Source organism: Psychroflexus longus (assembly GCF_020164595.1).
Lineage (GTDB): Bacteria > Bacteroidota > Bacteroidia > Flavobacteriales > Flavobacteriaceae > Psychroflexus > Psychroflexus longus.
Window position 1 is genome coordinate 126,133 of record NZ_JAIQZE010000006.1, and the last position, 22,740, is coordinate 148,872.

The window sequence follows — 22,740 nt, forward strand, 5'->3', positions numbered from 1 at the left end:
ATGCTTGGACTAAAATTACCTACAGACCCAAGATGGGCCAATATTGCTGAAAAAAATATTGATGAGATCTTAATCGACCATGCTTACTGCGAACAAAAAGCGGCATCTACAGCTATTTCATTGATCGTTTCCTTTCCTGAATACACAGAACTTGTAACGGCCATGACGGAATTGGTACAGGAAGAAATGAGTCATTTTAAAATGGTACATGATTTATTGAAAGAAAAGAATATCCCACTGGGCAGAGATCGCAAAGACAACTATGTAGCAAAGCTGGTCACTTTTTTTCCAAAAGGAGGGAGCCGGCAGACTCAACTTGCCCATCGCCTACTTTACGCGGCCTTGATTGAAGCCAGAAGCTGTGAACGCTTTAGACTATTGTCTGAAGAATTGAATGACGAAAAATTAAGACGCTTCTACCGAAAGTTGATGATCAGTGAAGCCAATCATTACACCATGTTTTTGAAATTTGCACGACAATATCATGATGTAGAAGAAGTCAACCAAAAATGGTCTGACCTGTTGGATTATGAAGCCAAAATCCTTGAATCCTTTCAGGAAGGCGCTTCGGTTCACGGATGGTAATCTAGTTTATTGTTTACTGTACTCCTTGGTTGGTTTAAAAATAAAAATGCAGTAAGCTTAGAACTTACTGCATTTTTTTAATTGTTGAATAATATCAAGTGTATTGAAAGCTTACTCATCAAACACATTGGAATATTTACCATCTGAGGTTTCAAAGAATTTACCGTTGACGTATCTGTAATGTTTATTTATTTCGCTGAATTTCTTCATATCATCAGCATCTAAATTCACATCTTGACTTTTGAAGTTTTGTTCGATTCTTTCCTCATTGGTTGATTTTGGAATGGTAATCACATCGCGTTCTGCATGAAATTGAATTAGCACTTGAGCTGGAGACGCATTGTGCTTTTCAGCAATGGCTTTTACTACCTCATTATCCAACAAAGTAGGTTCATCATCTGCTTTCATTTGTTCTGTTCGATCCTGACTTCCCAATGGCGAATAGGCTGTAACAAGAATACCATTATCCTGACAAAACTTAATCAACTCGTTTTGGTGTAAGTAAGGATGGGATTCTATTTGATTCATTTCCGGTACAAAATCAGTTTGTTCCATCAAATCACTTAACTTTTTCTCACTGAAATTGGATACGCCTACATGGCTCACTAAGTTTTTCTTTTTAAGATTTACCATAGCTTCCCATGTTTCCTTAATAGGAACTTCTTCAAGCGACAAATAATCCTCATCTGACTCTGGAAATCCTTCCAGTCCAGATTTGAAAGCTACCGGCCAGTGCATGAGATATAAATCCAGATAATCGAGTTGTAAATCCTTAAGGGTTTGCTCCAGAGCTGGCTTTACGTCTTCCTTGCGGTGAGCGTTATTCCAAAGTTTTGATGTAATAAAAACATCGCTTCTTTTGATGTTGCCTTCGTCAAATATTTCCTTCAGTGCTTCCCCAACCTCTTTTTCGTTACCATAAACTGCAGCACAGTCTATGTGTCTGTAGCCTATATTAAGAGCGTGTTTTACTGCTTTTTTGACTTTGCCTGGTTCAGACTTCCAGGTTCCAAGTCCGATGGTATCGATTTGATCGTTATTATTGAAATTAAGTGTTTTCATAGTATTTAGTTTTGTTTAAAGATAAATTTAAACTAAATAATATCAAATTTGAAAAAGGGCTTTAGTTAAGATTTAACTCTCCTTTTCATTTTTCTTGTCTTTTTTCTTAGGTGGTTTTTCTGCTTTATAGTCAGAACTGTAGCGTCTTTGCTCATTAAGGGATTCATGAGCTTTTATCTCACTTTCAGGTATGACCTTCAGAAAAGTCGGATGTTGCTCAATGGCATATTCAATTTTTTCAATGATACTTTCCACTTCCTCATTGTCATAATCAATTTCAAGTGGCTCTTTAATTACCATAGACTGGAGAATATTCCTCTTTTTAATACGAATACCCTTTTTATCAAAAGATCGTCTAAACCCATCTATAACAATAGGAACAACTATTGGCTTATATTTTTTAATGATAAACGCTGTCCCTTTTCTGATAGGTTTCCAGGGTTTTGTAGTTCCTTGTGGAAAGGTTATAACCCAACCATCATCGAGAGCCTTTCCTATATTGGAGATATCACTCATTTTAACCTGGCGGTTCACACTTTTACCATCTGCTCTCCAGGTTCTATCTATACTTACAGAGCCTGCATAAGCAAGAACTTTTGGCAATAAACCTTTTTTCATAGTTTCTGCAGCAGCTACATAATAGATGTTAAGTTTTGGATCCCATAAGTATCCAACATTTTTAATATTATCGACTCTACCACTCAGTGAGGCATTAAACACATGATACATTGCAACTACATCTGCGAAGTATGTTTGATGGTTAGAAACGAAAAGAACATTCCTATCTGGCAAATCTTTTATGATAGAAGACCCCTCAATCTGAAGGTCATTAAACCCCTGATAGCGTTGATGAGTAAGTCCTCCCATAATCCTTATCAGCCATTTTTTTATAAATAAATAATGTCCAAAAGGATTTTTCTTTAATAAGCCCATATCTTAAAAACGTTGATTACAAATATAGGGTTTTATAGATTTATCCTAATCTATAGAAGAGTTCTCGTATTTCGCTTAATATCATAGCAGTAGCTCCCCAAACTACGTGTCCATCAAAATTATAAGCTGGAACTTCTACATTTTTTGCATAAGAAGCATCAATAATTTCTTTCTTGAAGTTGGCTTTATCCAGACATAAAGAAAGTGGTAGTTCTATCAAATTTTCAACTTCGCTTTGCTGCAAAACGAAAATAGGCTCAAAATCTATAATGCTTAAAAAAGGATGAACTAAAAAATTTGAGGGTGGTATGTACAACTCTGTAAGAGGCTTTATAATTTGAATGCTATTGGCCGAAACACCTATTTCTTCTTCTGTTTCTCTTAGCGCCGTTTCCATCAAGTTTTTATCCACATCCTCCACTCGCCCACCAGGAAAGCCTATTTGATTGGAATGTACTCCCTTGTAGGTTTTTCTAAGAATAAAAGCCATATAAGCTTTCCCGTCTTTTGGGTAAAGGAGTGATAGTACTCCTGCATAATTCGGATCTTTACCATTTAAGTTGAGATGTTTAAGCTCATCTCGACGAGATAAAGGTGCAAGATCGTAATGAAAACTTTCGCCAGGAAGTTCTATTTTCTTTAATTTTGAAACCAAATCTGTCAGCGATGAAAAGTCCATTTTATATCTTATGTCTATTAACAATTCTACTTTCTTGTAAAGAAAACAAAGATAATTCAACTAAAAAATCTAAAGCTGAGAAAGATACAATTGCAAAAAAAATTGAAGTTAATATTCCCTCAAACGGTGAAACAGATCGGGATTTATCTAAAATAAAATATTTAGAACAGGAAGAATTTATTCCTTTTATGAAGGAGTATGCAAAGGATAATCAGGAATCGATTGTCGATGTAGAAACCGATTTTGGCACTTTTACAATTCAATTATTCCCAGAACCTGTTCTTCATAAAGCCAACTTCCTAAGACTCGCCAAACTCGGTTATTTTGATACGACAGTGTTTCATAGAGTTGACGATAATTTTGTTATACAAGGTGGAAACAGTGATAGGATGGCGACTTACCAGTTCAGAAAAGCCGTAGGAAGTTATTTGATCCCAAATGAATTCAACAAAAAATATCCTCATGATTATGGCGTTGTATCGGCAGCAAAATATGCAGATCAAAATGTAAGTAATGCCTCTTCTCCTTTTGAATTTTTTGTAGTCACAAAACCTGATGGAGCTTATCATCTAGATGAGGACCACACGGTATTTGGAAAAGTTATCAAGGGAATGGACGTCGTCGAAAAAATAGATGATTTAGAAACTGACGAAAGTGAGTGGCCTTTGAGAAATGTAGGAATGGTTGCGAAAGTTAAGAGATAGAGAAAAAGATTTTATTCTTGTAAATACCTTAAAATGAATGTTTTGAGATTATATTATTATTTTTGAATTGTTAAGTAGAAATTAAATGCATGAATCTTTTTTTTATTCTCTGTTTCTAACGTGCTCCATGTATTTTTTTCATCAAATACCGGTTTAAAAAAACTATCGTGTAGATCTGTAGTTTTATATAAGCCTATTTTTATATTTTTTTGATTTTCTGCTTTTGAAAGATTGAAAATTTCGATTCCTAAATAATAATTTCCTTTCTTTAATTGGATATCATAATGCATCAAATCAATGGTTAAAAACTGTTCATTTGGTCTCATTTTTAAAACAATATTTTTATTCAAAATGTTACGACCCGGTTTTAATTCTTCATCCATATCAAATATCAATATCCTATAATCCTTCTCCATATAATTATTTTGAATATCAAAATGTGCCTTTATAATTGAAACATTATTATCAAGCATGATTTTTTTTGCAAAAATTGTACTTCTAGACGTCGAGCTAAATCCTGCATACAATTTGACTTTACGATTACCAAATAATAGTTTTTTGTTGGATTTAATGACTATCTCATCTAAATCCATAACCTTAGGTTTTAGTAAAATAGTATCTCCTCGGATTGATATTTTTTTATGTTCATAGCCTATACTGGATATCGAAATCTTTTTAATATTATCAGGTAGTAAAAAAAACCGTTTTTATCTGAATATGTACCTTCGCTTAAACCTATAAACGCAATGTTTGCGTATTCTATTGGTTTTTTCGATAATGAATCCAAAATGTAAAGTTTATTTTGTGCGTAAAAACTTAAATTAACTGTTAGGAAAATGAATAGAATGTATTTTTTCATATCAATAAAGACTTAAGTTTCAAACATATGTATTAAGAAGAAAGTTATGTCTCTTTCTTATTTTTGACTTTCAGAAATAGTTTATTTTCAAAAATTGAATTTATAAGAGAACTAAAATATGGGATTTTACCAGTAATCCTCTATATCTTCATCTTTTTTATAAATAGATGGTAGTGACAGTTTAAAAATTACTGCTGAAAGTCTTACCACAATGACTACAGATCCAGACAGTATAAAAATAAGGCTTACAGGGAAATTGAGTTTCAGAAAAACAAAGTAGCTGAATCCTCCAAGAATACAAGCAGTCGCATAAATCTCTTTTCTAAAAATTTGTGGAATTTCATTACACAATATGTCCCGTATTACACCACCAAAACATGCACTCATCGTTCCTAATGCAATACAAATTATTGGAGAAAAACCCTGTGCGATTCCTTTTTCAACACCAACAACGGTATAAAGTCCTATCCCCAATGTGTCAAACAAAAAGAGGGATTTTCTTAAATAAAATAATTTTTTTCTAAAAATAACAGCCAGAATTGTGGTTATTATAATGACATAGACATAAGTCATATTTTGCAGCCACATTACCGAAACTCCAAGCAATACATCCCTCAAAGTTCCACCACCCACAGAAGTCACAAAAGCGATGATCAAAATGCCAAAAGCATCCATTCGTTTCTTCAGTGAAGTCAATACACCAGAAATTGAAAACGCAATAACCCCAAGAATATCAAGTATTAATATATAATCCATTAATGAGTGCTATAGTATTGATAGTCTTTCAATACAGTTTGAATAAAAGATTGTGGAGATTGAGTGATTTCCAACTCAAGTTGTTTGGCTACTTTATGACTTAATTTATCTAAGATCTCTTGATTTTTATCCTCCTGAACATTATCATAAATTGACTTTATACGTCTGAGGTCCTCATCTTTTAATGTGGCTACTTGAGGATATTGTGGTGTATACGTATCATCAATTTCAAATAAGGGGATCTTTTTAAAACCAGTTTTTCGTCGTTCAGAAATTACTGTGGTTTTGGCAGCAAGATCTCCAAGGCGTTGTCCTTTTCCATTGAGTAATATTACGACTATGGCCACAGCCCCACTCGTCATGCTTATTTCTACAATTCTGATAAGCCAACGAATCAAAAAACCAGAAAACTGTGGCTTTGAACCATCAATGTTTACCACTCGTAGTCGCATAGAAGCTTTACCTATACTTTGACCATCCATAAAAGTTTCCATTAGCAAGTGATACAAAAAAGGCGGCAATCCAAGGACCAGCGATGTAGAAGCACTTTCAAAAGGAGAAACATCCAATAAACCAGACATAATGGCCGTGGTTACAAGAACATAAGCTATAATTATAATAAAATCTATGAGGTATGCCAGTATCCTATCCCACACTGTGGCAACACTTTGCTGAATCTTTACATTTTGTACAGTTTCTATTTGAAAATGACTCATAGATTGTGTTTCTTTGAATAAATTATATCACAGATGCGAGAGGCGGCTTTTGTCAAGCAAAATAAAGACAAATGGTTAAAATTTGAAAGGGTTGTGCAAAATAATATCAGCATTTCTCCAAGCGAACTCTCCAAACTCTATGTTGAACTTACAGAGGACCTCAATTACGCTCAGACTTTCTATTCCAATAGTGAGACTCTAGCCTATCTCAACGAGCTTTCAGTAGGTATTCATCAAAAAATTTATAAAACCAAAAAGGAATCAAAAAATAGAATTTATCAATTTTATGCGAAGGAGTTTCCTTTGTTTTTTTATAAACATAGGTTCACATTACTTTTAGCATTTCTTCTATTTCTAGGCTTTAGTGCTATCGGAGCTTATTCAGCATCAGCAGATGATGGATTCGTGAGACTAATCTTAGGTGATGTCTACGTCAATGCCACTATAGAAAATATCCAGAAAGGAGACCCAATGGCTGTTTATAAAAAAGCAAATCAAACGGATATGTTTCTTGGCATTACTCTTAATAACATCAAAGTGGCTTTGTTTGCCTTTGTTGCTGGGATTCTAGCCGGACTGGGAACGATCTATATTGTCCTGCAGAACGCTATTATGTTGGGATCCTTTCAATATTTTTTTTATGAACAGGGCTTACTCTGGGAATCAGCCAGAACCATCTGGATTCACGGAACTATTGAAATATCAGTAATTATTGTCGCGGCCTGTGCAGGGCTCGTCATGGGGAAAAGTCTTTTGTTTCCAAAAACTTACACTAGGCTTCAGTCCTTTAGCCAAGGCGTTAAGGCAGGACTTAAGATTGTGATTAGTACAGTTCCTTTCTTTATCCTTGCCGGTTTTTTGGAAGGCTTTGTGACTCGCCTTACTGGAATGCCAGACTGGCTTGCTATTTTAATAATTACTTCATCATTATTTTTGATCCTCTACTATTATGTCATTTTACCACAACTAATCCATAACAAACATGCAAAGCAATTACATCAACTTTAAGAAAGAACGCGATCTTGGAACTATAATATCAGATACATTCAAATTTATCAGACAAGAATACAAATCTGTTTTTAAACTCTACATAAAACATGTAGGCTGGCTTTTACTTCTGGTTGTAGCCATGAGTACCTATTATCAATACAAATCCTTAAATATAACAGGCGATTTTATAAATAGTGGCAATCCTCAGGATTTTCTGTTGGAAATGGTTTCAGAAACTGGATTAGCTATTCTCTTATTGAGCTTAACCTCTATCGCATATTCGGCACTTAGCATTACTACCATCAATAGTATCATGAAAAGTTATGCCAACAATGGCGGTGAGATAAAAGATGAAGACGTCAGGCTATTTATAGGACATTATTTCGGTAATACTTTACTAAGTCTTATTGTAGTCGGAATTCTCATTTTTATTGGCTTCTTGTTATGTGTAATCCCAGGAATTTATTTAATTGTTCCGTTATCGGTAATTTTTCCAATTCTCGTCTTTCAGGAAAAATCATTTTCAGATGCATTTACAGAAAGTTTCAAACTTATCAAACAAAACTGGTGGATCACTTTTGCCACGCTACTCGTCATCACCATATTAATTTGGTTAATTAGTAGTTTGTTCCAGCTCCCATTAGTCATCATGAGTGCTTTAGAAACTTTCACTTCCATAGAAGAGACAGGAACTCCAACAACCAGTAACCTGGCCAGCAACTGGTTATACATGACCTTTTATGTCTTGGCCTCTTTAGCGCAATATATTTTAGGAATAGTAACTCTCATCAGCATGGTTTTCATCTATTTCAACTTAAATGAATATCACAACAAAACAGGAACACTAGAAGACATAGATCGTATTGGAAGTTAAATCTTATCATTTTTTAAATAGTTTAGTCTTCATTTTTATTCTGAATTGGATAGGAACTGGCATTATGATGGCAACTCCTCAGCTTCAAGCTAGCGATAGCGATAGTTTAGAGAAGCGTCCTGAGGTTATAGAATTTGATGAATCTATCATCGATTCCTATAAATCTAATGAAGACTATAATTACTTTAAAACTGCAGAACAAGAGTCTGCCTTGGAAAAATTCCAAAACTGGCTTAATCTTCAATGGAATAAATTTCTCGACTGGATATTCTCAGGAATATCTGAAGGAAACTTCTGGAATTATCTGGCTTTAGTTTTGAAAATTCTTCTCATTTTAGGTCTGCTCGTTCTTATCGTCTGGCTTTTCAACAAATACTACTCTCAGAATCGAAAAAATGCACCAGAGGATAAAAGCGAAATCAATCTTTCTGAAGATGAGCGCTTAATACAGAAAAAAGACCTGTCAACGCTCATTAAAGAAGCAGAATCTGATGACGATTTCAGACTAGCATCCCGTTATTTGTTTCTGAATATTCTGAAACGTTTAAAAGAAAACAATATCATCGAGTATCAATTTCAGAAGACTAATGCAGATTACAAATCTGAAATTTCTGATGAAGATATTAAATCCGATTTCACCTATGCCTCAAGATTCTATGAATTTGTATGGTACGGAGATTTCGAACTTAATTCAACGGAATACAACAAGGCTAAAGATCGTTTTGAAGACTTGATCACCACCATCCAAAAAACCAAAGTTCATGGATAAAAAAATGAAAGGCTTGCTTTGGGGATTGGTTGGACTCATCATATTCGTTATCGTCTTGGATGCAACAGCAGAAAAGCCGGTAGATTGGACTCCAAATTATTTGCAAACAGAAAATAAAGCGCTGGCAACAGAAGTTTTCTACAAGAGTTTAAACAACATTGCTTCAGAAGTTGAACATTTTCAACAGTCTCCTTTTGAAGTTTTTCAAGACAGTTTACAAAAAACAGGTACTTATTTCTTCCTGAATAATTATGTCAACTTGACGAAACAGGAAAACGAAGCTCTTTTAAAGTGGGCAGCATCTGGAAATACTGTTTTCATAGCTTCGGAAGGAATACCTAAACTACTTTTGGATACTCTTGATCTGGATGTGAGCTTTCATGTTAGTAACACAGAAATTGAATATCAGCCAAGTTTCAATCTTAAGGATAAGTCTCTCCAACTATCTGACTTTAAAACCTCAAGAAAAACTTTTGAATATCTGTATTTTTCTAAAATCGATTCAGCAAAAACCAAAAGCCTGGGCATTGTAAAGACTAAAAAAGCAAAAACAGAAAATTCCAATCATATCAATTACGTCGAAGTTGAATGGGAAGGCGGTAAGTTTCTATTTCATCTAGCTCCACAAGTCTACACCAATTATTTTATGGTAGATTATGACAATAGTGATTACACGGCAAGAACACTTGGATACCTAAATCTCAATCAGCCAATATATTGGGACAATTATTACAAATCTGGTAAAGAAGGGATTTCTAGTCCCTTGTACTATTTGTTATCCAACCCTTACCTAAAATCGGCTTATTATCTCATTATCATCACCTCACTTCTATTTGTCATATTTGGAGGAAAGCGAAAACAACGGCCTATCCCGATAATTAAGCCAATCGAAAACAGGTCTTATGAATTTGCGCAAACCATAGCAGGGATGTATTTAGACAAAAAAGACCATAAAGCCATTGCTCAAAAGCAGATCACTTCCTTTCTGGAACAGATAAGGTCGCATTATAACTTATCGACAAATGACATTAGTGACACCTTCTTTAAAGATTTGGCATCCAAAACTGGTAAACCTTATGAGGATTTGAAGATATTATTTCAGTATATTGAACGTATCAATAGGTCTGAAGTGGTGAGTGAAGACGAATTAAAAATTTTAGATAAAAAAATTACAACTTTCAACAGCTAGATTATGCAAGACGAAAATTCATTAGAATTCAATAACAGAATACCTTTGGAAGAATTAAAATCTTCGGTAGAAGCCATCAGCAAAGAACTTGCAAAAGTCATCGTAGGTCAGGATGACTTTGTAAAATTGCTTATTGTTGGTTTGTTGACTGACGGCCATGTGCTTATAGAAGGAGTTCCTGGAATTGCTAAAACTATTACTTCAAAGTTGTTTGCGAAATCTATTGATACAGAGTTCAATAGGATTCAGTTCACTCCAGATTTAATGCCTAGTGATGTGCTGGGTACATCCATTTTAAAAGCAGACCAATCTGATTTTGAATTCAAAAAAGGACCTATTTTTTCCAACATCGTTTTGATTGACGAAATCAATCGAGCTCCAGCCAAAACCCAGGCGGCGTTGTTTGAAGTGATGGAAGAACAACAAATCACAATGGACGGGAAAGAATACAAAATGCCACCTCCATTTATGGTCATTGCTACTCAAAACCCAATCGAGCAGGAAGGAACATACGCTTTACCAGAAGCTCAACTCGACAGATTTTTATTCAAATTAAAAATTGATTATCCCAACTTAGAGGAAGAGGTTGAAATATTGAAACTTCAGCACCAGCGTAAGTCTGGATTAGCTTTAGATCAAATTGAGACGGTGATGAATGTGCAGACCTTACTAAAGTTCAGAGATCAGATTCATGACATCGTAGTCGAGGACAAAATTTTTGACTACATCGCTGAAATTGTGATACAAACCAGAAAGCATCGGCACCTATTACTAGGTGGTTCTCCAAGAGCTTCATTGTCGATTTTGAAAGTAGCAAAAGCTTTTGCCGCCATACAAGGAAGGGATTTTGTAACTCCTGAAGATGTGAAATCCAGTTTGAAACCTGTACTCAATCATAGAATTATCCTTTCGCCAGAAAAGGAAATGGAAGGCACAACGCCAGAGCAAGTCATCGATCTCATTCAGAAATCTGTAGAAATCCCTAGATAGTGCGTCAATTTTTCTCATCTCTTTATTTTGGAAGATTGGTTTACACCATTCTGTTTGGGCTTTCGGGTCTTTTTTTACTTTCATTCTGGTTTCAAAGTTTGTACCTTACTAGTTTTGGTTTACTGATTATTTTCATTGGGATCTTGGTTATTGAAATCGTCAGACTATTTACCGGAAAGAAGTTTTCAGCAGAAAGGATTTTGCCAGAAAAATTTTCAAATAGCGATGAAAATGAGGTCAAACTTTATTTAAAAAATAAATATGCATTTTCTATTCATTTAGAAATCATAGATGAAATTCCAGAGCAATTTCAGAAAAGAGATTTTCTGAAAACAATGAGAGTTTCTGGCATTTCCAAAAAAGACTTCACGTACACACTTACCCCAGTAAAGCGAGGTGAATACAAGTTTGGCTACCTAAATTGCTATGTCAGCACTAAATCTAAATTGGTCAAGCGGCGGTATAGATTCGAAAATGAAGCTCTAGTAAAAGTTTACCCGTCTTTCATTCAAATGCGAGCGTTAGATTTTTTATCCATAGACCAAAAGATGAGCCAGTATGGGATGAAGAAAATCAGGAAGATTGGACATACCATGGAGTTTGAGCAAATCAAAAATTATGTGATTGGCGATGATATACGAACCATCAATTGGAAAGCGACTGCGAAGCATGATCAACTGATGGTAAATCAATATCAGGATGAAAAATCTCAGCCGATTTACAATTTGATAGACGTTGGGCGAGTAATGAAAATGCCTTTTGAAGGCTTGTCTCTTCTGGATTATTCTATCAACTCAGCATTAGCCTTTAGTAATATTGCCTTAAAGAAAAAGGACAAAGTAGGAATGCTCACATTCGCTGATACCATTGAAAATTTTGTGCCAGCCAATTCTAAAAAAACACACTTGAATACACTTTTGGAAACCTTGTACGGCATTAACAGCAACTTTTTAGTATCAGATTTCAACAGACTTTACGCGCATAGCAGGCGAAAAATCACACAGCGCAGTTTGTTGATGATGTACACCAACTTTGAACACATCACGAGTTTAAAGAGACAACTCCCTTATCTCCAGGCTTTGGCAAAATCTCATCTTTTGGTTGTCATCTTTTTTGAAAACACAGAATTGGATGAATTAGCCAACAAGTCAACCAACAAACTGACAGAAATCTACGAAAAAACCATTGCTCAGGAATTCATCTATAACAAGCAATTGATGGTGAAAGAACTTGAAAAAAATGGAATACAAACCGTTTTAACCAAGCCAAAAGATTTATCTGTCAATGCCATCAATAAATATTTAGAAATTAAAGCTAAAGGACTCTTATGAAATTAATTTTCGCTACTCACAACCCCAATAAAGTCAATGAAATTCAAGCACTTCTTCCAGAGCATATTCAAATTCTATCTCTAAATGATTTAGACTATAACAAAGAAATCGTGGAATACGGAGAAACGATTGAAGCCAATGCAAAAATAAAGGCGGAAACCATTTCAGAATTCTATGATTTACCTTGTTTTGCTGACGACACGGGATTGGAAGTTGATGCTTTAGGTGGAAAACCCGGTGTGAAATCTGCAAGATATGCTGGTGAAGAAAAAAGTGATGAAGCCAACAAGAAAAAACTACTCGAAAATCTAGAAGGTGTAGAAAATAGATCTGCAAGGTTTAAAACAGTGATTGTATACATAAGCGGCAAAGACGTGAAAGAATTTGTAGGTATTTGTGAAGGTGAAATCACAACTGAGCCATCTGGAAATGGAGGCTTTGGATATGATCCAATTTTTAAGCCAAAAGGCTATTCACAAACTTTTGCTGAAATGCCAGCTTCAGAAAAAAATAAGATCAGTCACCGCGGTTTGGCATTTCAAAAACTGATAGAATTTCTAAAAGCTTAAAATAAAAACAAATACATCATAGAACAAGTTTAGGAATACGTACCTTTGCACCTATTTTTAAATTACTTATGACTACATTTGAATCATTAGGCTTAAGCCCTGAAATCTTGAAAGCAATCGAAGATTTAGGTTTTGAGTCCCCGAGTGAAGTACAGGAACAAACAATTCCTATCTTACTCGAAGAGCCTACCGATATGGTAGCGCTAGCCCAAACAGGTACAGGAAAAACTGCAGCATTTGGTTTTCCACTTATTCAGAACATCGACCTTAATTCCAAAAAAACTCAAGGTTTAATTCTTTCTCCAACGCGTGAGTTGTGTATGCAAATTACCAACGAGCTAAAACAGTATGCAAAATACTATCAAAATCTCAACACAGTTGCAGTTTACGGTGGAGCTAGTATTACTGACCAGGCGAGGCAAATAAAAAGAGGCGCACAAATTATCGTCGCCACTCCTGGACGTATGAAAGATATGATCCAGAGAAATATTATCGATATTTCCAACATCAGTATTTGTATTCTTGACGAAGCAGATGAGATGTTGAATATGGGATTCTTTGAAGATATAAAAGAGATTTTATCTCATTCTTCAGATCAAAAGAACACATGGTTATTTAGTGCTACGATGCCAAAAGAGGTATCGATGATCGCTAAAAAATTCATGAAATCACCTAAAGAAATTACTGTTGGTCAGAAAAACATTTCGACCAAATCTGTAAGCCACGAATACTTTATTGTAAGCGGCCGTGATCGTTACAGCGCAGTTAAGCGTGTGGTTGATGCCAATCCAGATATTTATGCAGTAATCTTTTGTAGAACCAAACGAGATACTCAAAAAGTAGCTGAGAAGTTAATTGAAGACGGCTACAGTGCTTCTGCACTTCATGGTGACTTGAGCCAGGCTCAAAGAGATATGGTAATGAATAGTTTCAGAAAGAAACAAATTCAAATGCTTGTAGCAACTGATGTAGCTGCCCGTGGAATTGATGTTGACGATATCACACACGTGATCAATTATCAATTGCCAGATGAGATCGAAACTTACACTCACCGAAGTGGAAGAACTGGTCGTGCTGGTAAAGAAGGTAAATCTTTGGTAATCGTTACCAAAAGTGAGGTTAGAAAGATTCGCCAGGTTGAAAAAATTATTGGTCAAAAATTTACTCAAGAGGAATTACCTTCTGGAGATGAAATTTGTAAGCGCCAGTTGTTTCACTTAGCTGATGAAATCAAAAGTACAACCATTAATCCTGAGATAGATTCTTTTATCCCAGATCTGGAAGCTCAGTTTGAAGATTTAAGCAAAGAAGAAATCATCAAGAAGTTCTTTTCTGTAGAATTTACAAGATTCCATAATTACTATAAAAACGCTCCAAAAATAACTCAACATTCCGCAGAAGATTCTTATTCTTCTGGAAAAGATTATGGAGACGAAACACGTTTCTTTATCAATATTGGTGAAAAGGATGGATTTAACTGGATGTCTTTAAAAGACTTCTTAAAAGAACAGTTGAATCTTGATCGTGATGGTGTTGCAAAAGTGGATGTGAAAAATACATTCTCTTTCTTCAACGTTCCTACAGATGATGTTGAAAAAGTAGAAAGTACATTTGATACATTTAAACTTAAAGGAAGACACGTAAATGTTGAAATCACCAAAGACCAGAAAAGTGGTGGTGGTGGAAGAAAAGGTGGCGGTGGAGGCCGTGATCGTGGAGACCGCAAACCAAGAAAACGCTTTGACAAAAGTAGTTCTTCAGATTTTAAAGGAAAAAAATCAGGTGGTTCTAGTGTAAAAAGTTCTTTCGAAAGAAGAAGAAAGAAAAGCTAAATTAAGTTGTAAAAAGCCATTTCGATACAAGCTTATTGTATCGAAATGACTATTTTTAAAATATGGTTTACAAACATTTATTTTTAATTTTTTGCATTTCCCTGATTTCATTTACTAGCTGGAGTCAAGATGAAGATTTAGAGGTTATTACAGGAGTTGTCATGAATGCAGCTAATGATAAACCTTTGGAAAATGTCAATATTGTAAACATCAATACAGTTAAAGGTTCTACAACAAACAAAGATGGAGAGTTCAAGCTCAAAGCAAGAATAAGTGACACTTTATATCTTTCTTACTTAGGTTTTAGATCTATACAAGTTAAAATTACTGAGGACTGGGTAAAGTTTGGTGACGTCAAAATAAAAATGACAGAATCTGCAATTGCCTTGCAGGAAGTAAAATTAAATGAAATCCACCTCACAGGTTATCTTGAGATAGATGCCCAAAACATTCCAATTTACGATAATTACAGATATAGCATATCTGGATTAGACTATGCCTACGAAGGTGGTAACTATCAAAAAAGTGCCATTTCAAAAGTCTTGCAATCCATTTCAAATCCAGCTGATTTGCTTTACAAAACCTTTAGCAAAAAAGATCAGCAAATGCGTCGTTTACGAAAAATGAAAATGAACGAAAGCATTAAGGACATTCTTCAGGATAAATTTGACCGAGAAACACTTTCAGCAGTACTTCAAATAAGTAAAGACGATATTGATCAGGTTTTGGATAGATGTAATTATTCCAGAGACTTTATCACAACTGCAAACGATTTGCAAGTTCTCGATGCTATAAGCAGCTGTTACGAAGAATACAGAGCCATAAACAGATAAGTTTTTGAAACACATCAGCGTACTTACTGGAGCAGGAATAAGCGCAGAAAGTGGCGTGAAAACCTTCAGAGATCATGATGGCCTTTGGGAAGGACACGATGTGATGCAAGTTGCTACCCCACAAGGATTTGAGCAAAATCCGAAATTAGTTTTAGACTTTTATAACCAAAGAAGAAGACAGTTAAAATCTGTCCTCCCCAATCAGGCACACCAACTTTTGGTCGATCTTGAAAAACAATTTGCCGTAGATATTATCACACAAAATGTCGATGATCTTCACGAAAGAGCTGGTAGCTCCAACGTCACGCATCTTCATGGTGAACTCATGAAAGCGAGAAGTGTAAAAGACGATTCCTTAATCTACGATTGGACAGAAGATATACTTTTGGGTGATGTTAATGAAAAACAACATCAACTCAGACCGCACGTGGTATGGTTTGGTGAAGCTGTTCCCATGATGGAGAAAGCTATAGACATCATTAGTAATACCGATATCATCATTATTATTGGAACCTCCATGCAGGTTTATCCTGCGGCTGGACTTATAGATTTTGCGCCCGATCGTACGCCCATTTATTTTATAGATCCGAACCCATCCATTTCAGAATCAAACAGAATTCATATAACTGCTGAAAAAGCTACAACAGGCGTTCAAAAAGTAGTAGAAAAACTTTTGAATTGAAGATGACAATAAATAAACTCGTTAGCATTTAAGGGAAGAGCCGTTTTAGGAAAAGATTTGAGGATTAAAAGTAAATGCATTATACCTTAAAATGTTGATGAAAGCTTATATTTGCTAGCGAATTTAAATTTCAATTCATGAATCCGCTTGACGCAATTTCCCCTATTGACGGACGATATTCTTCCAAAACAAAATCTCTAAGCAGCTACTTTAGCGAACATGCTTTGATAAAATACAGAGTAAGAGTAGAAATTGAATATTTTATCGCCTTGTGCGAACTTCCAGTTCCACAACTAAAAACCGTTGATAAATCTTTATATCCAAGTCTACGATCTATCTATCTGGATTTAACTATTGAAGATGCAGAACACATCAAATCAATCGAGAAAGTGACCAATCACGATGTGAAAGCCGTTGAGTATTTTATCAAAGAACGAATGGATCTTTTGAATTTAAAAACTTCAAAGGAGTTTATCCACTTTGGTTTGACATCTCAAGACATCAATAATACTGCCGTTCCACTAAGTTTACTTGAAGCTATTCATGAAGTTTATATTCCTGAACTTGAAAAAGTGATCGCTATGATAGAGAGTAAAGCCAAAGACTGGGCTGAAGTTCCTATGCTAGCTAGAACTCACGGTCAACCCGCTTCTCCAACTCGATTAGGAAAAGAATTTGAGGTTTTTGTCGTTAGACTCAAAGAACAACTCAACCAACTCATAGCAGTTCCCTCATCTGCTAAATTTGGTGGCGCCACAGGAAATTTCAACGCTCACAAAGTCGCCTATCCTGAAATTGACTGGAGAAATTTTGGAAAAGAATTTGTAGAAACACGTTTAAAATTAAAGCACTCCTTCCCTACTACTCAAATTGAACATTACGATAATATGGCTTCGAGTTTTGATGCCATGAAACGTATTAATACAATTTTACTTGATTTTGATAAAGACATCTGGAGTTACGTTTCCATGGATTATTTTAAACAAAAAATCAAAGAAGGTGAAGTGGGATCATCAGCAATGCCGCATAAAGTCAATCCGATTGATTTTGAAAATTCTGAGGGAAACCTTGGCATCGCCAATGCTCTTTTAGAACACCTTTCTGCAAAACTTCCAATAAGCAGACTACAAAGAGACTTAACTGATAGCACAGTATTAAGAAATATTGGCGTTCCTCTTGGTCACATGCTCATTGCCTTACAATCTACAGCCAAAGGTCTTGATAAGTTGGTCCTGAATTCTGATAAACTTCAAAAAGATCTCAGTGAAAATTGGGCTGTAGTAGCTGAAGCTATTCAGACCATTTTGAGACGAGAGAATTTTAAAAACCCTTATGAAGCCTTAAAAGGGTTGACGCGAACCAATTCTAAAATTGACGAAAAAAGTATTTCAACCTTTATCGATTCACTTGAAGTTTCTGATAGCGTGAGAGCAGAACTCAAAGCGATCACACCTTCAAATTACACGGGGATATAAGTTATGACCAAAACCGCCGCCTGGATTTCTGCAGCTCGTTTACGAACACTTCCTCTTTCATTGTCTGGAATCCTTGTGGGTTCAGCCTTAGCTTTTCCTTCAGGAGAATTTAATTCCGTTATATTTTGGCTAGCTATGGCAACCACTCTTGGTCTTCAAATTCTTTCCAATTTTGCCAATGATTATGGTGATGGTGTAAAAGGTACTGATAATGAAGAACGCATCGGCCCAATGCGAGCTTTGCAAAGTGGAGTCATTACAGACCGAGAAATGAAGAAGGGTATTATTGTAACCTCTATCCTAACAGCTTTATTTGCGTTGGCTCTTATTTATTTGAGTTTTGGGAAAGACAATTTTTTGTTGAGCCTCCTTTTTATTGGTCTTGGAACTTCTGCCATCATCGCCGCTATTAAATATACCGTTGGCGATTCAGCTTACGGTTATAGAGGACTTGGCGATTTGTTTGTGTTTATATTCTTCGGCTTAGTCAGTGTTTTGGGAGTTAATTTTTTGATGACCAAGGAAATTAATTTATGGCTTCTTTTACCAGCAATAAGTATTGGTTTTTTAAGCAGTGCTGTTTTGAACCTGAATAACATGAGGGATGAAAACAGTGATAGAAATGCTAGTAAAAAAACGCTTGTAGTAATCTATGGAAAACGATTTGCAAAGATTTATCATTTTAGCCTCATAGCGATTTCCTTCTTTAGTTTGTCGATCTTTTTGGTAATGTCCTTCGACAGCGAACCTATCTGGATTTTAGTTCCTCTTTTAGCTTTCATTCCTTTGGTGGTTCATTTGAAAAAAATTATAAAATATCAAGATCCCCAGGTGCTTGACCCAGAACTAAAGAAAGTAGCCTTAAGTACTTTTGCCCTTTCCATTTCCTTATTCTTGATTCTATTCATCATATATTGAAGAATAGATTAAGAAAACTTGACTTTGAAACATTAATTTGTAAATTGAAAAAAAATATCTGATGGATTTTAAAAGAAAAATGTTACGTGATGATGCCTTAAAGGGCAAGACAATAATCGTTACTGGTGGAGGAAGTGGCTTAGGCAAATCTATGACTCAATACTTCCTGGAACTAGGAGCAAACGTAGTTATCACAAGTAGAAATCTGGATAAACTCAAAGTAACGGCAACGGCTTTGGAAGAGGAAACCGGTGGAAAATGCCTTCCTGTGCAATGCGATGTAAGACATTATGAGCAGGTTGAGCAGATGATTGATGAGGCTCATGAAGCTTTTGGAGAGGTTGATATTCTTTTGAATAATGCTGCTGGAAACTTCATTTCTCCAACCGAAAGATTATCTGCCAATGCTTTTGATACTATCATAGACATTGTCTTAAAAGGGTCAAAGAATTGCACTTTAGCCTTGGGTAAGCATTGGATTGATAAAAAACAAACCAACAAAACAGTCCTCAATATTGTAACCACATATGCCTGGACTGGTTCTGCATTTGTGGTACCTAGTGCCACAGCAAAAGCTGGAGTTCTAGCCATGACCAGATCACTAGCTGTAGAATGGGCGAAATACGGCATTCGCTTCAATGCCATTGCTCCAGGTCCTTTTCCGACTAAAGGTGCATGGGATAGACTTCTACCTGGGGAACTCAAAGAGAAGTTTGATCTGGCCAAAAAGGTTCCGCTCAAAAGAGTTGGCGATCATCAGGAGTTAGCCAACCTGGCGGCTTATTTAGTTTCAGATTTTGCTCACTACCTTAATGGAGAAGTCATTACAATTGATGGCGGAGAGTGGCTCAAAGGTGCTGGTCAGTTTAATCTTCTTGAGCAAGTCACGCCTGAAATGTGGGATCAGCTGGAGCAGATGATTCGGGCTCAGAAAAAGAGTTAAAATAATTTTTTTTAATTTTCACAAACAGACAAAGGTATAATCGTATGCCATAAATATTTGTAATTTTACAACTCATAATTCATAACTTTTAATGGGTAAAATAATTTCAATAGCTAACCAAAAAGGAGGTGTTGGTAAAACAACAACAGCTGTCAACCTTGCAGCAGCATTGGGTGTATTAGAAAAAAAAGTGCTACTCATCGATGCAGATCCACAAGCTAATGCGACTTCTGGATTAGGAATAGATATAGAAACAGTAGAAATCGGTACCTATCAACTTTTGGAACATACCAAAAATGCTGAGGAAGCCATCATGGAAACAGATTCTCCAAACCTAGAATTGATCCCTTCTCACATAGATCTGGTTGCTATTGAGCTGGAATTGGTAGATATGGAGCGACGAGAGTATATGCTCAAAGAAGCATTGATGCCAATTAAGTCCAAATTTGATTACATTCTTATAGATTGTGCTCCCTCTTTAGGTCTACTAACTTTAAATGCGCTTACTGCTTCAGATTCTGTTTTGATCCCTATTCAATGTGAATACTTTGCTTTGGAGGGATTAGGAAAATTATTAAATACCATTAAAAGTGTACAAAAAATTCATAATCAGCAATTAAGCATTGAAGGCTTGTTGTTGACGATGTACGATTCAAGATTACGTTTATCCAACCAGGTGGTTGAAGAGGTCAAAAAACACTTCAATGACATGGTCTTCGAAACAATTATACAGCGAAACGTTCGTTTAAGCGAGGCTCCAAGTTATGGCGAAAGCATTATTAAATATGACGCTGCAAGTAAAGGGGCTAACAATTACTTAAGTTTAGCTGAAGAAATCATCAAAAAGTCAAAATAAATCCATGGCCAAAACGACAAAGAAAAAAGCTTTAGGAAGAGGTCTTTCAGCATTGCTGAATGATCCTGAAAACGATATCAAATCTGCTGAAGATAAAAATGCAGATAAAGTTGTAGGTAATATTGTCGAGTTGAGTCTTGAAGCTATTGAAGTCAATCCTTTTCAGCCGAGAACGAGTTTTAGTGAAGATGCACTCAAAGAATTAGCATCATCCATTAGAGAACTTGGTGTTATTCAACCCATTACGGTTAGAAAATTAGACTTCAATAAATACCAATTGGTTTCTGGGGAGCGTAGATATCGAGCTTCAAAAATGCTTGGTCTGGAAACCATTCCTTCTTATATAAGAATCGCCAATGACCAGGAGTCTTTGGAAATGGCTCTTGTAGAAAATATTCAGCGCCAAGATCTTGATCCTATTGAAGTTGCTCTATCCTATCAACGACTTATTGATGAAATTGATTTAACTCAGGAAGAAATGAGCGAAAGAATTGGCAAAAATAGGTCGACTATCGCCAATTATCTAAGACTTCTCAAGTTAGACCCTATTGTCCAAACTGGAATGAGAGACGGTTTTTTGAGCATGGGACATGGTCGAGCTCTCATCAATGTTGACAGTACTGACATTCAACTTCAGGTTTACGAACAAATTTTAAAAGATAAATTATCAGTAAGGGAAACAGAAGCTTTAGTAAGAAGAATTCAAGATGATTCTGCAAAACCAAAAGACAAAAAAGAACCTAAGGTTGATGAAAAAAAGCAAAAAGCTTTGAAGCAGATTTCGTCTTATTTTGGTGCTAAAGTAGAATTAAAAATCAACAAAAAAGGAAATGGAAAACTCATCGTTCCTTTCTCTTCTGATGAAGATTTCCAAAGAATTAAAAAATTAATACAAGGTGACTCGTAATTTCCTCTACTCTCTTGTATTTATACTAGGCGGATGTCTATTTACTTTTGGGCAAGTTCAAGACAGTCTTGAAATAAAAAGCGTTATGACTTCCACCGAGGACGCTTTCAAACTTGATCTTTACGACCCTTTAGCTCCTGCTAGATCCGCTTTTTATTCCGCAATTTTACCAGGATTGGGACAGGCTTACAATGGTAGTTATTGGAAAATTCCGCTGGTTTACGCTGGAATTGGAACCAGTTTGTATTTAGTGATACAAAATGACACTGAATATAATCGCTATCGGGATGCTTATAAACGAAGACTGGCAGGTTTTACAGATGATGAGTTCCAGAATATTTTGGAAAATGAAGGGCTTATTAATGCTCAAAAACAATTTAGGCAAAATAAAGAATTTGCGATTTTAGCGACAGTAGCTTTTTATTTATTCAATATCGTAGATGCTAATGTTGACGCTCACCTCCGTCAATTTGATGTTTCAAAAGATCTTTCACTCAAACCAAATTTTGAGCCTAATTATTTAAGTGGAAACATCGATTATGGTTTAACTTTGAATTTTAAATTTAATTAAATGAGGCTTGCAATACTAGGATACGGTAAAATGGGTAAAACTGTTGAAGAAATTGCCCATTCCAGAGGTCATGACATCGTATACATTTCGTCAGAACAACTAGACCTAGATCAATTAAAAAAAGCTGATGTTGCCATAGACTTCAGCGTTCCTGAGGCAGCTTTCAAAAATATTAGTACTTGCCTTGAAAATGGTGTTGCCATCGTTTCGGGAACAACAGGCTGGTTAGATAATTACGAGGATGCTGTAGATAAGTGTAATTCTGAGTCCGGAAGATTTCTTTATGCTTCCAATTTCAGTGTTGGCGTTAACATTTTTTTTAAATTGAATTCCTACCTGGCAAAAATGATGTCTGGACTCGAAGAATATGGTGTAAAATTAAAAGAGGTTCATCATTTGGAAAAGAAGGATGCACCAAGTGGAACTGCAATAAGCTTAGCAGACCAAATCATCGAAGAAACCAATTATAAATCCTGGAATCATCCTCCAAAAGATGATAAAGCTTCTATTAACATTGAAGCTGAACGAGAAGCTGGTATTTTCGGCTTTCATGATGTTACTTATGATTCTGATATCGATACTATTTCTATTTCACATAACGCTAAATCCAGAAAAGGATTCGCTCATGGTGCTGTTGTTGCCGCAGAATGGATTCTAAAACAAAAAGAAGGTGTTTATTCTATGAAAGATGTCCTTCAACTCAATTCACCTTCTTAA

The 22,740-nt window shown here is 35.6% G+C and carries 25 protein-coding genes; 19 read left to right on the top strand and 6 right to left on the bottom strand.

Annotation, left to right across the window (positions count from 1 at the left end):
• Positions 1 to 585: a tRNA-(ms[2]io[6]A)-hydroxylase gene (gene miaE, locus LB452_RS07465; protein ID WP_224461108.1), complete on the top strand. Its 585-nt coding sequence runs from the start codon at positions 1 to 3 to the stop codon at positions 583 to 585.
• A 111-nt stretch (positions 586 to 696) separates the two neighbouring features.
• Here miaE and LB452_RS07470 read toward each other — a convergent pair whose 3' ends face one another.
• The 3 genes from LB452_RS07470 to LB452_RS07480 form a co-directional block, all read right to left on the bottom strand.
• Positions 697 to 1,647 carry an aldo/keto reductase gene (locus tag LB452_RS07470; RefSeq protein WP_224461109.1) on the bottom strand — a complete coding sequence of 317 codons (951 nt, stop codon included), beginning with the start codon at positions 1,645 to 1,647 and terminating at the stop codon, positions 697 to 699.
• 72 nt (positions 1,648 to 1,719) lie between these two features.
• A complete protein-coding gene (locus LB452_RS07475) occupies positions 1,720 to 2,580 on the bottom strand; it encodes a lysophospholipid acyltransferase family protein (protein ID WP_224461110.1) in 861 nt (286 codons plus the stop codon).
• A gap of 40 nt (positions 2,581 to 2,620) precedes the next feature.
• A complete protein-coding gene (locus LB452_RS07480; RefSeq protein WP_224461111.1) occupies positions 2,621 to 3,259 on the bottom strand; it encodes an NUDIX hydrolase in 639 nt (212 codons plus the stop codon).
• Here LB452_RS07480 and LB452_RS07485 point away from each other — a divergent pair.
• Complete coding sequence (locus LB452_RS07485) at positions 3,247 to 3,963, top strand: peptidylprolyl isomerase (RefSeq protein ID WP_224461112.1); 717 nt, start codon at positions 3,247 to 3,249, stop codon at positions 3,961 to 3,963. The two genes, LB452_RS07480 and LB452_RS07485, sit on opposite strands and share 13 nt — an antisense overlap.
• A gap of 56 nt (positions 3,964 to 4,019) precedes the next feature.
• On the opposite strand, the gene LB452_RS07490 is transcribed toward LB452_RS07485, so the two are convergent.
• The 3 genes from LB452_RS07490 to LB452_RS07500 all read right to left on the bottom strand — a co-directional run bounded on the left by LB452_RS07490 (position 4,020) and on the right by LB452_RS07500 (position 6,294).
• Positions 4,020 to 4,556 (bottom strand): hypothetical protein, encoded by a 537-nt coding sequence (locus tag LB452_RS07490; RefSeq protein ID WP_224461113.1) that lies wholly within the window; start codon positions 4,554 to 4,556, stop codon positions 4,020 to 4,022.
• Between the two features lie 392 nt (positions 4,557 to 4,948).
• Entirely contained in the window at positions 4,949 to 5,578 is a 630-nt protein-coding gene (locus LB452_RS07495) for a trimeric intracellular cation channel family protein (RefSeq protein WP_224461114.1), read from the bottom strand.
• Positions 5,578 to 6,294, bottom strand: a complete 717-nt coding sequence (locus tag LB452_RS07500) for an RDD family protein (protein ID WP_224461115.1) — start codon at positions 6,292 to 6,294, stop codon at positions 5,578 to 5,580. Before LB452_RS07500 ends, LB452_RS07495 begins: the two co-directional genes overlap by 1 nt.
• Positions 6,295 to 6,327: 33 nt before the next feature.
• On the opposite strand from LB452_RS07500, the gene LB452_RS07505 reads away from it, so the two are divergent.
• The 17 genes from LB452_RS07505 (at position 6,328) to dapB (ending at position 22,740) form a co-directional block, all read left to right on the top strand.
• Positions 6,328 to 7,302 carry a stage II sporulation protein M gene (locus LB452_RS07505; RefSeq protein WP_224461116.1) on the top strand — a complete coding sequence of 325 codons (975 nt, stop codon included), beginning with the start codon at positions 6,328 to 6,330 and terminating at the stop codon, positions 7,300 to 7,302.
• The gene (locus LB452_RS07510; protein ID WP_224461117.1) at positions 7,277 to 8,158 is read left to right on the top strand and encodes a hypothetical protein; all 882 of its coding nucleotides are present in this window, start codon (positions 7,277 to 7,279) and stop codon (positions 8,156 to 8,158) included. The genes LB452_RS07505 and LB452_RS07510 overlap by 26 nt, the downstream gene beginning before the upstream one ends.
• A gap of 64 nt (positions 8,159 to 8,222) precedes the next feature.
• Positions 8,223 to 8,927 carry a hypothetical protein gene (locus LB452_RS07515; RefSeq protein ID WP_224461118.1) on the top strand — a complete coding sequence of 235 codons (705 nt, stop codon included), beginning with the start codon at positions 8,223 to 8,225 and terminating at the stop codon, positions 8,925 to 8,927.
• Positions 8,920 to 10,116 carry a DUF4350 domain-containing protein gene (locus tag LB452_RS07520; protein WP_224461119.1) on the top strand — a complete coding sequence of 399 codons (1,197 nt, stop codon included), beginning with the start codon at positions 8,920 to 8,922 and terminating at the stop codon, positions 10,114 to 10,116. Before LB452_RS07515 ends, LB452_RS07520 begins: the two co-directional genes overlap by 8 nt.
• Positions 10,117 to 10,119: 3 nt before the next feature.
• The gene (locus LB452_RS07525; protein WP_224461120.1) at positions 10,120 to 11,106 is read left to right on the top strand and encodes an AAA family ATPase; all 987 of its coding nucleotides are present in this window, start codon (positions 10,120 to 10,122) and stop codon (positions 11,104 to 11,106) included.
• Complete coding sequence (locus LB452_RS07530) at positions 11,106 to 12,437, top strand: DUF58 domain-containing protein (protein ID WP_224461121.1); 1,332 nt, start codon at positions 11,106 to 11,108, stop codon at positions 12,435 to 12,437. The genes LB452_RS07525 and LB452_RS07530 overlap by 1 nt, the downstream gene beginning before the upstream one ends.
• On the top strand, positions 12,434 to 13,006 hold the full coding sequence (gene rdgB, locus LB452_RS07535; protein WP_224461122.1) for an RdgB/HAM1 family non-canonical purine NTP pyrophosphatase: 573 nt from the start codon (positions 12,434 to 12,436) through the stop codon (positions 13,004 to 13,006). The genes LB452_RS07530 and rdgB overlap by 4 nt, the downstream gene beginning before the upstream one ends.
• Positions 13,007 to 13,074: 68 nt before the next feature.
• A complete protein-coding gene (locus LB452_RS07540; RefSeq protein ID WP_224461123.1) occupies positions 13,075 to 14,838 on the top strand; it encodes a DEAD/DEAH box helicase in 1,764 nt (587 codons plus the stop codon).
• Positions 14,839 to 14,900: 62 nt separating this feature from the next.
• Complete coding sequence (locus tag LB452_RS07545) at positions 14,901 to 15,671, top strand: carboxypeptidase-like regulatory domain-containing protein (RefSeq protein ID WP_224461124.1); 771 nt, start codon at positions 14,901 to 14,903, stop codon at positions 15,669 to 15,671.
• A 4-nt stretch (positions 15,672 to 15,675) separates the two neighbouring features.
• Complete coding sequence (locus tag LB452_RS07550; protein WP_224461125.1) at positions 15,676 to 16,353, top strand: Sir2 family NAD-dependent protein deacetylase; 678 nt, start codon at positions 15,676 to 15,678, stop codon at positions 16,351 to 16,353.
• Between the two features lie 137 nt (positions 16,354 to 16,490).
• Positions 16,491 to 17,828, top strand: coding sequence for an adenylosuccinate lyase (purB, locus tag LB452_RS07555; RefSeq protein WP_224461126.1), 1,338 nt, complete (start codon positions 16,491 to 16,493; stop codon positions 17,826 to 17,828).
• A gap of 3 nt (positions 17,829 to 17,831) precedes the next feature.
• Positions 17,832 to 18,746: a 1,4-dihydroxy-2-naphthoate octaprenyltransferase gene (gene menA, locus LB452_RS07560; RefSeq protein WP_224461127.1), complete on the top strand. Its 915-nt coding sequence runs from the start codon at positions 17,832 to 17,834 to the stop codon at positions 18,744 to 18,746.
• Positions 18,747 to 18,807: 61 nt separating this feature from the next.
• Positions 18,808 to 19,689, top strand: a complete 882-nt coding sequence (locus LB452_RS07565) for an SDR family oxidoreductase (RefSeq protein ID WP_224461128.1) — start codon at positions 18,808 to 18,810, stop codon at positions 19,687 to 19,689.
• Positions 19,690 to 19,780: 91 nt separating this feature from the next.
• Positions 19,781 to 20,545 (top strand): ParA family protein, encoded by a 765-nt coding sequence (locus tag LB452_RS07570; protein WP_224454160.1) that lies wholly within the window; start codon positions 19,781 to 19,783, stop codon positions 20,543 to 20,545.
• A 4-nt stretch (positions 20,546 to 20,549) separates the two neighbouring features.
• Complete coding sequence (locus LB452_RS07575) at positions 20,550 to 21,452, top strand: ParB/RepB/Spo0J family partition protein (RefSeq protein ID WP_224461129.1); 903 nt, start codon at positions 20,550 to 20,552, stop codon at positions 21,450 to 21,452.
• On the top strand, positions 21,442 to 22,023 hold the full coding sequence (locus LB452_RS07580; RefSeq protein ID WP_224461130.1) for a DUF5683 domain-containing protein: 582 nt from the start codon (positions 21,442 to 21,444) through the stop codon (positions 22,021 to 22,023). Before LB452_RS07575 ends, LB452_RS07580 begins: the two co-directional genes overlap by 11 nt.
• Positions 22,024 to 22,740: a 4-hydroxy-tetrahydrodipicolinate reductase gene (dapB, locus tag LB452_RS07585; protein WP_224461131.1), complete on the top strand. Its 717-nt coding sequence runs from the start codon at positions 22,024 to 22,026 to the stop codon at positions 22,738 to 22,740.

What these genes read in the sequence shown, in the direction of transcription:
- miaE (WP_224461108.1), top strand. Translation starts at nt 1, where the DNA reads ATGCTTGGACTAAAATTACCTACAGACCCAAGATGGGCCAATATTGCT.
- LB452_RS07470 (WP_224461109.1), bottom strand. Translation starts at nt 1,647, where the DNA reads ATGAAAACACTTAATTTCAATAATAACGATCAAATCGATACCATCGGA.
- LB452_RS07475 (WP_224461110.1), bottom strand. Translation starts at nt 2,580, where the DNA reads ATGGGCTTATTAAAGAAAAATCCTTTTGGACATTATTTATTTATAAAA.
- LB452_RS07485 (WP_224461112.1), top strand. Translation starts at nt 3,247, where the DNA reads ATGAAAAGTCCATTTTATATCTTATGTCTATTAACAATTCTACTTTCT.
- LB452_RS07480 (WP_224461111.1), bottom strand. Translation starts at nt 3,259, where the DNA reads ATGGACTTTTCATCGCTGACAGATTTGGTTTCAAAATTAAAGAAAATA.
- LB452_RS07490 (WP_224461113.1), bottom strand. Translation starts at nt 4,556, where the DNA reads ATGGATTTAGATGAGATAGTCATTAAATCCAACAAAAAACTATTATTT.
- LB452_RS07495 (WP_224461114.1), bottom strand. Translation starts at nt 5,578, where the DNA reads ATGGATTATATATTAATACTTGATATTCTTGGGGTTATTGCGTTTTCA.
- LB452_RS07500 (WP_224461115.1), bottom strand. Translation starts at nt 6,294, where the DNA reads ATGAGTCATTTTCAAATAGAAACTGTACAAAATGTAAAGATTCAGCAA.
- LB452_RS07505 (WP_224461116.1), top strand. Translation starts at nt 6,328, where the DNA reads ATGCGAGAGGCGGCTTTTGTCAAGCAAAATAAAGACAAATGGTTAAAA.
- LB452_RS07510 (WP_224461117.1), top strand. Translation starts at nt 7,277, where the DNA reads ATGCAAAGCAATTACATCAACTTTAAGAAAGAACGCGATCTTGGAACT.
- LB452_RS07515 (WP_224461118.1), top strand. Translation starts at nt 8,223, where the DNA reads ATGATGGCAACTCCTCAGCTTCAAGCTAGCGATAGCGATAGTTTAGAG.
- LB452_RS07520 (WP_224461119.1), top strand. Translation starts at nt 8,920, where the DNA reads ATGGATAAAAAAATGAAAGGCTTGCTTTGGGGATTGGTTGGACTCATC.
- LB452_RS07525 (WP_224461120.1), top strand. Translation starts at nt 10,120, where the DNA reads ATGCAAGACGAAAATTCATTAGAATTCAATAACAGAATACCTTTGGAA.
- rdgB (WP_224461122.1), top strand. Translation starts at nt 12,434, where the DNA reads ATGAAATTAATTTTCGCTACTCACAACCCCAATAAAGTCAATGAAATT.
- LB452_RS07540 (WP_224461123.1), top strand. Translation starts at nt 13,075, where the DNA reads ATGACTACATTTGAATCATTAGGCTTAAGCCCTGAAATCTTGAAAGCA.
- LB452_RS07545 (WP_224461124.1), top strand. Translation starts at nt 14,901, where the DNA reads ATGGTTTACAAACATTTATTTTTAATTTTTTGCATTTCCCTGATTTCA.
- purB (WP_224461126.1), top strand. Translation starts at nt 16,491, where the DNA reads ATGAATCCGCTTGACGCAATTTCCCCTATTGACGGACGATATTCTTCC.
- menA (WP_224461127.1), top strand. Translation starts at nt 17,832, where the DNA reads ATGACCAAAACCGCCGCCTGGATTTCTGCAGCTCGTTTACGAACACTT.
- LB452_RS07565 (WP_224461128.1), top strand. Translation starts at nt 18,808, where the DNA reads ATGGATTTTAAAAGAAAAATGTTACGTGATGATGCCTTAAAGGGCAAG.
- LB452_RS07570 (WP_224454160.1), top strand. Translation starts at nt 19,781, where the DNA reads ATGGGTAAAATAATTTCAATAGCTAACCAAAAAGGAGGTGTTGGTAAA.
- LB452_RS07575 (WP_224461129.1), top strand. Translation starts at nt 20,550, where the DNA reads ATGGCCAAAACGACAAAGAAAAAAGCTTTAGGAAGAGGTCTTTCAGCA.
- dapB (WP_224461131.1), top strand. Translation starts at nt 22,024, where the DNA reads ATGAGGCTTGCAATACTAGGATACGGTAAAATGGGTAAAACTGTTGAA.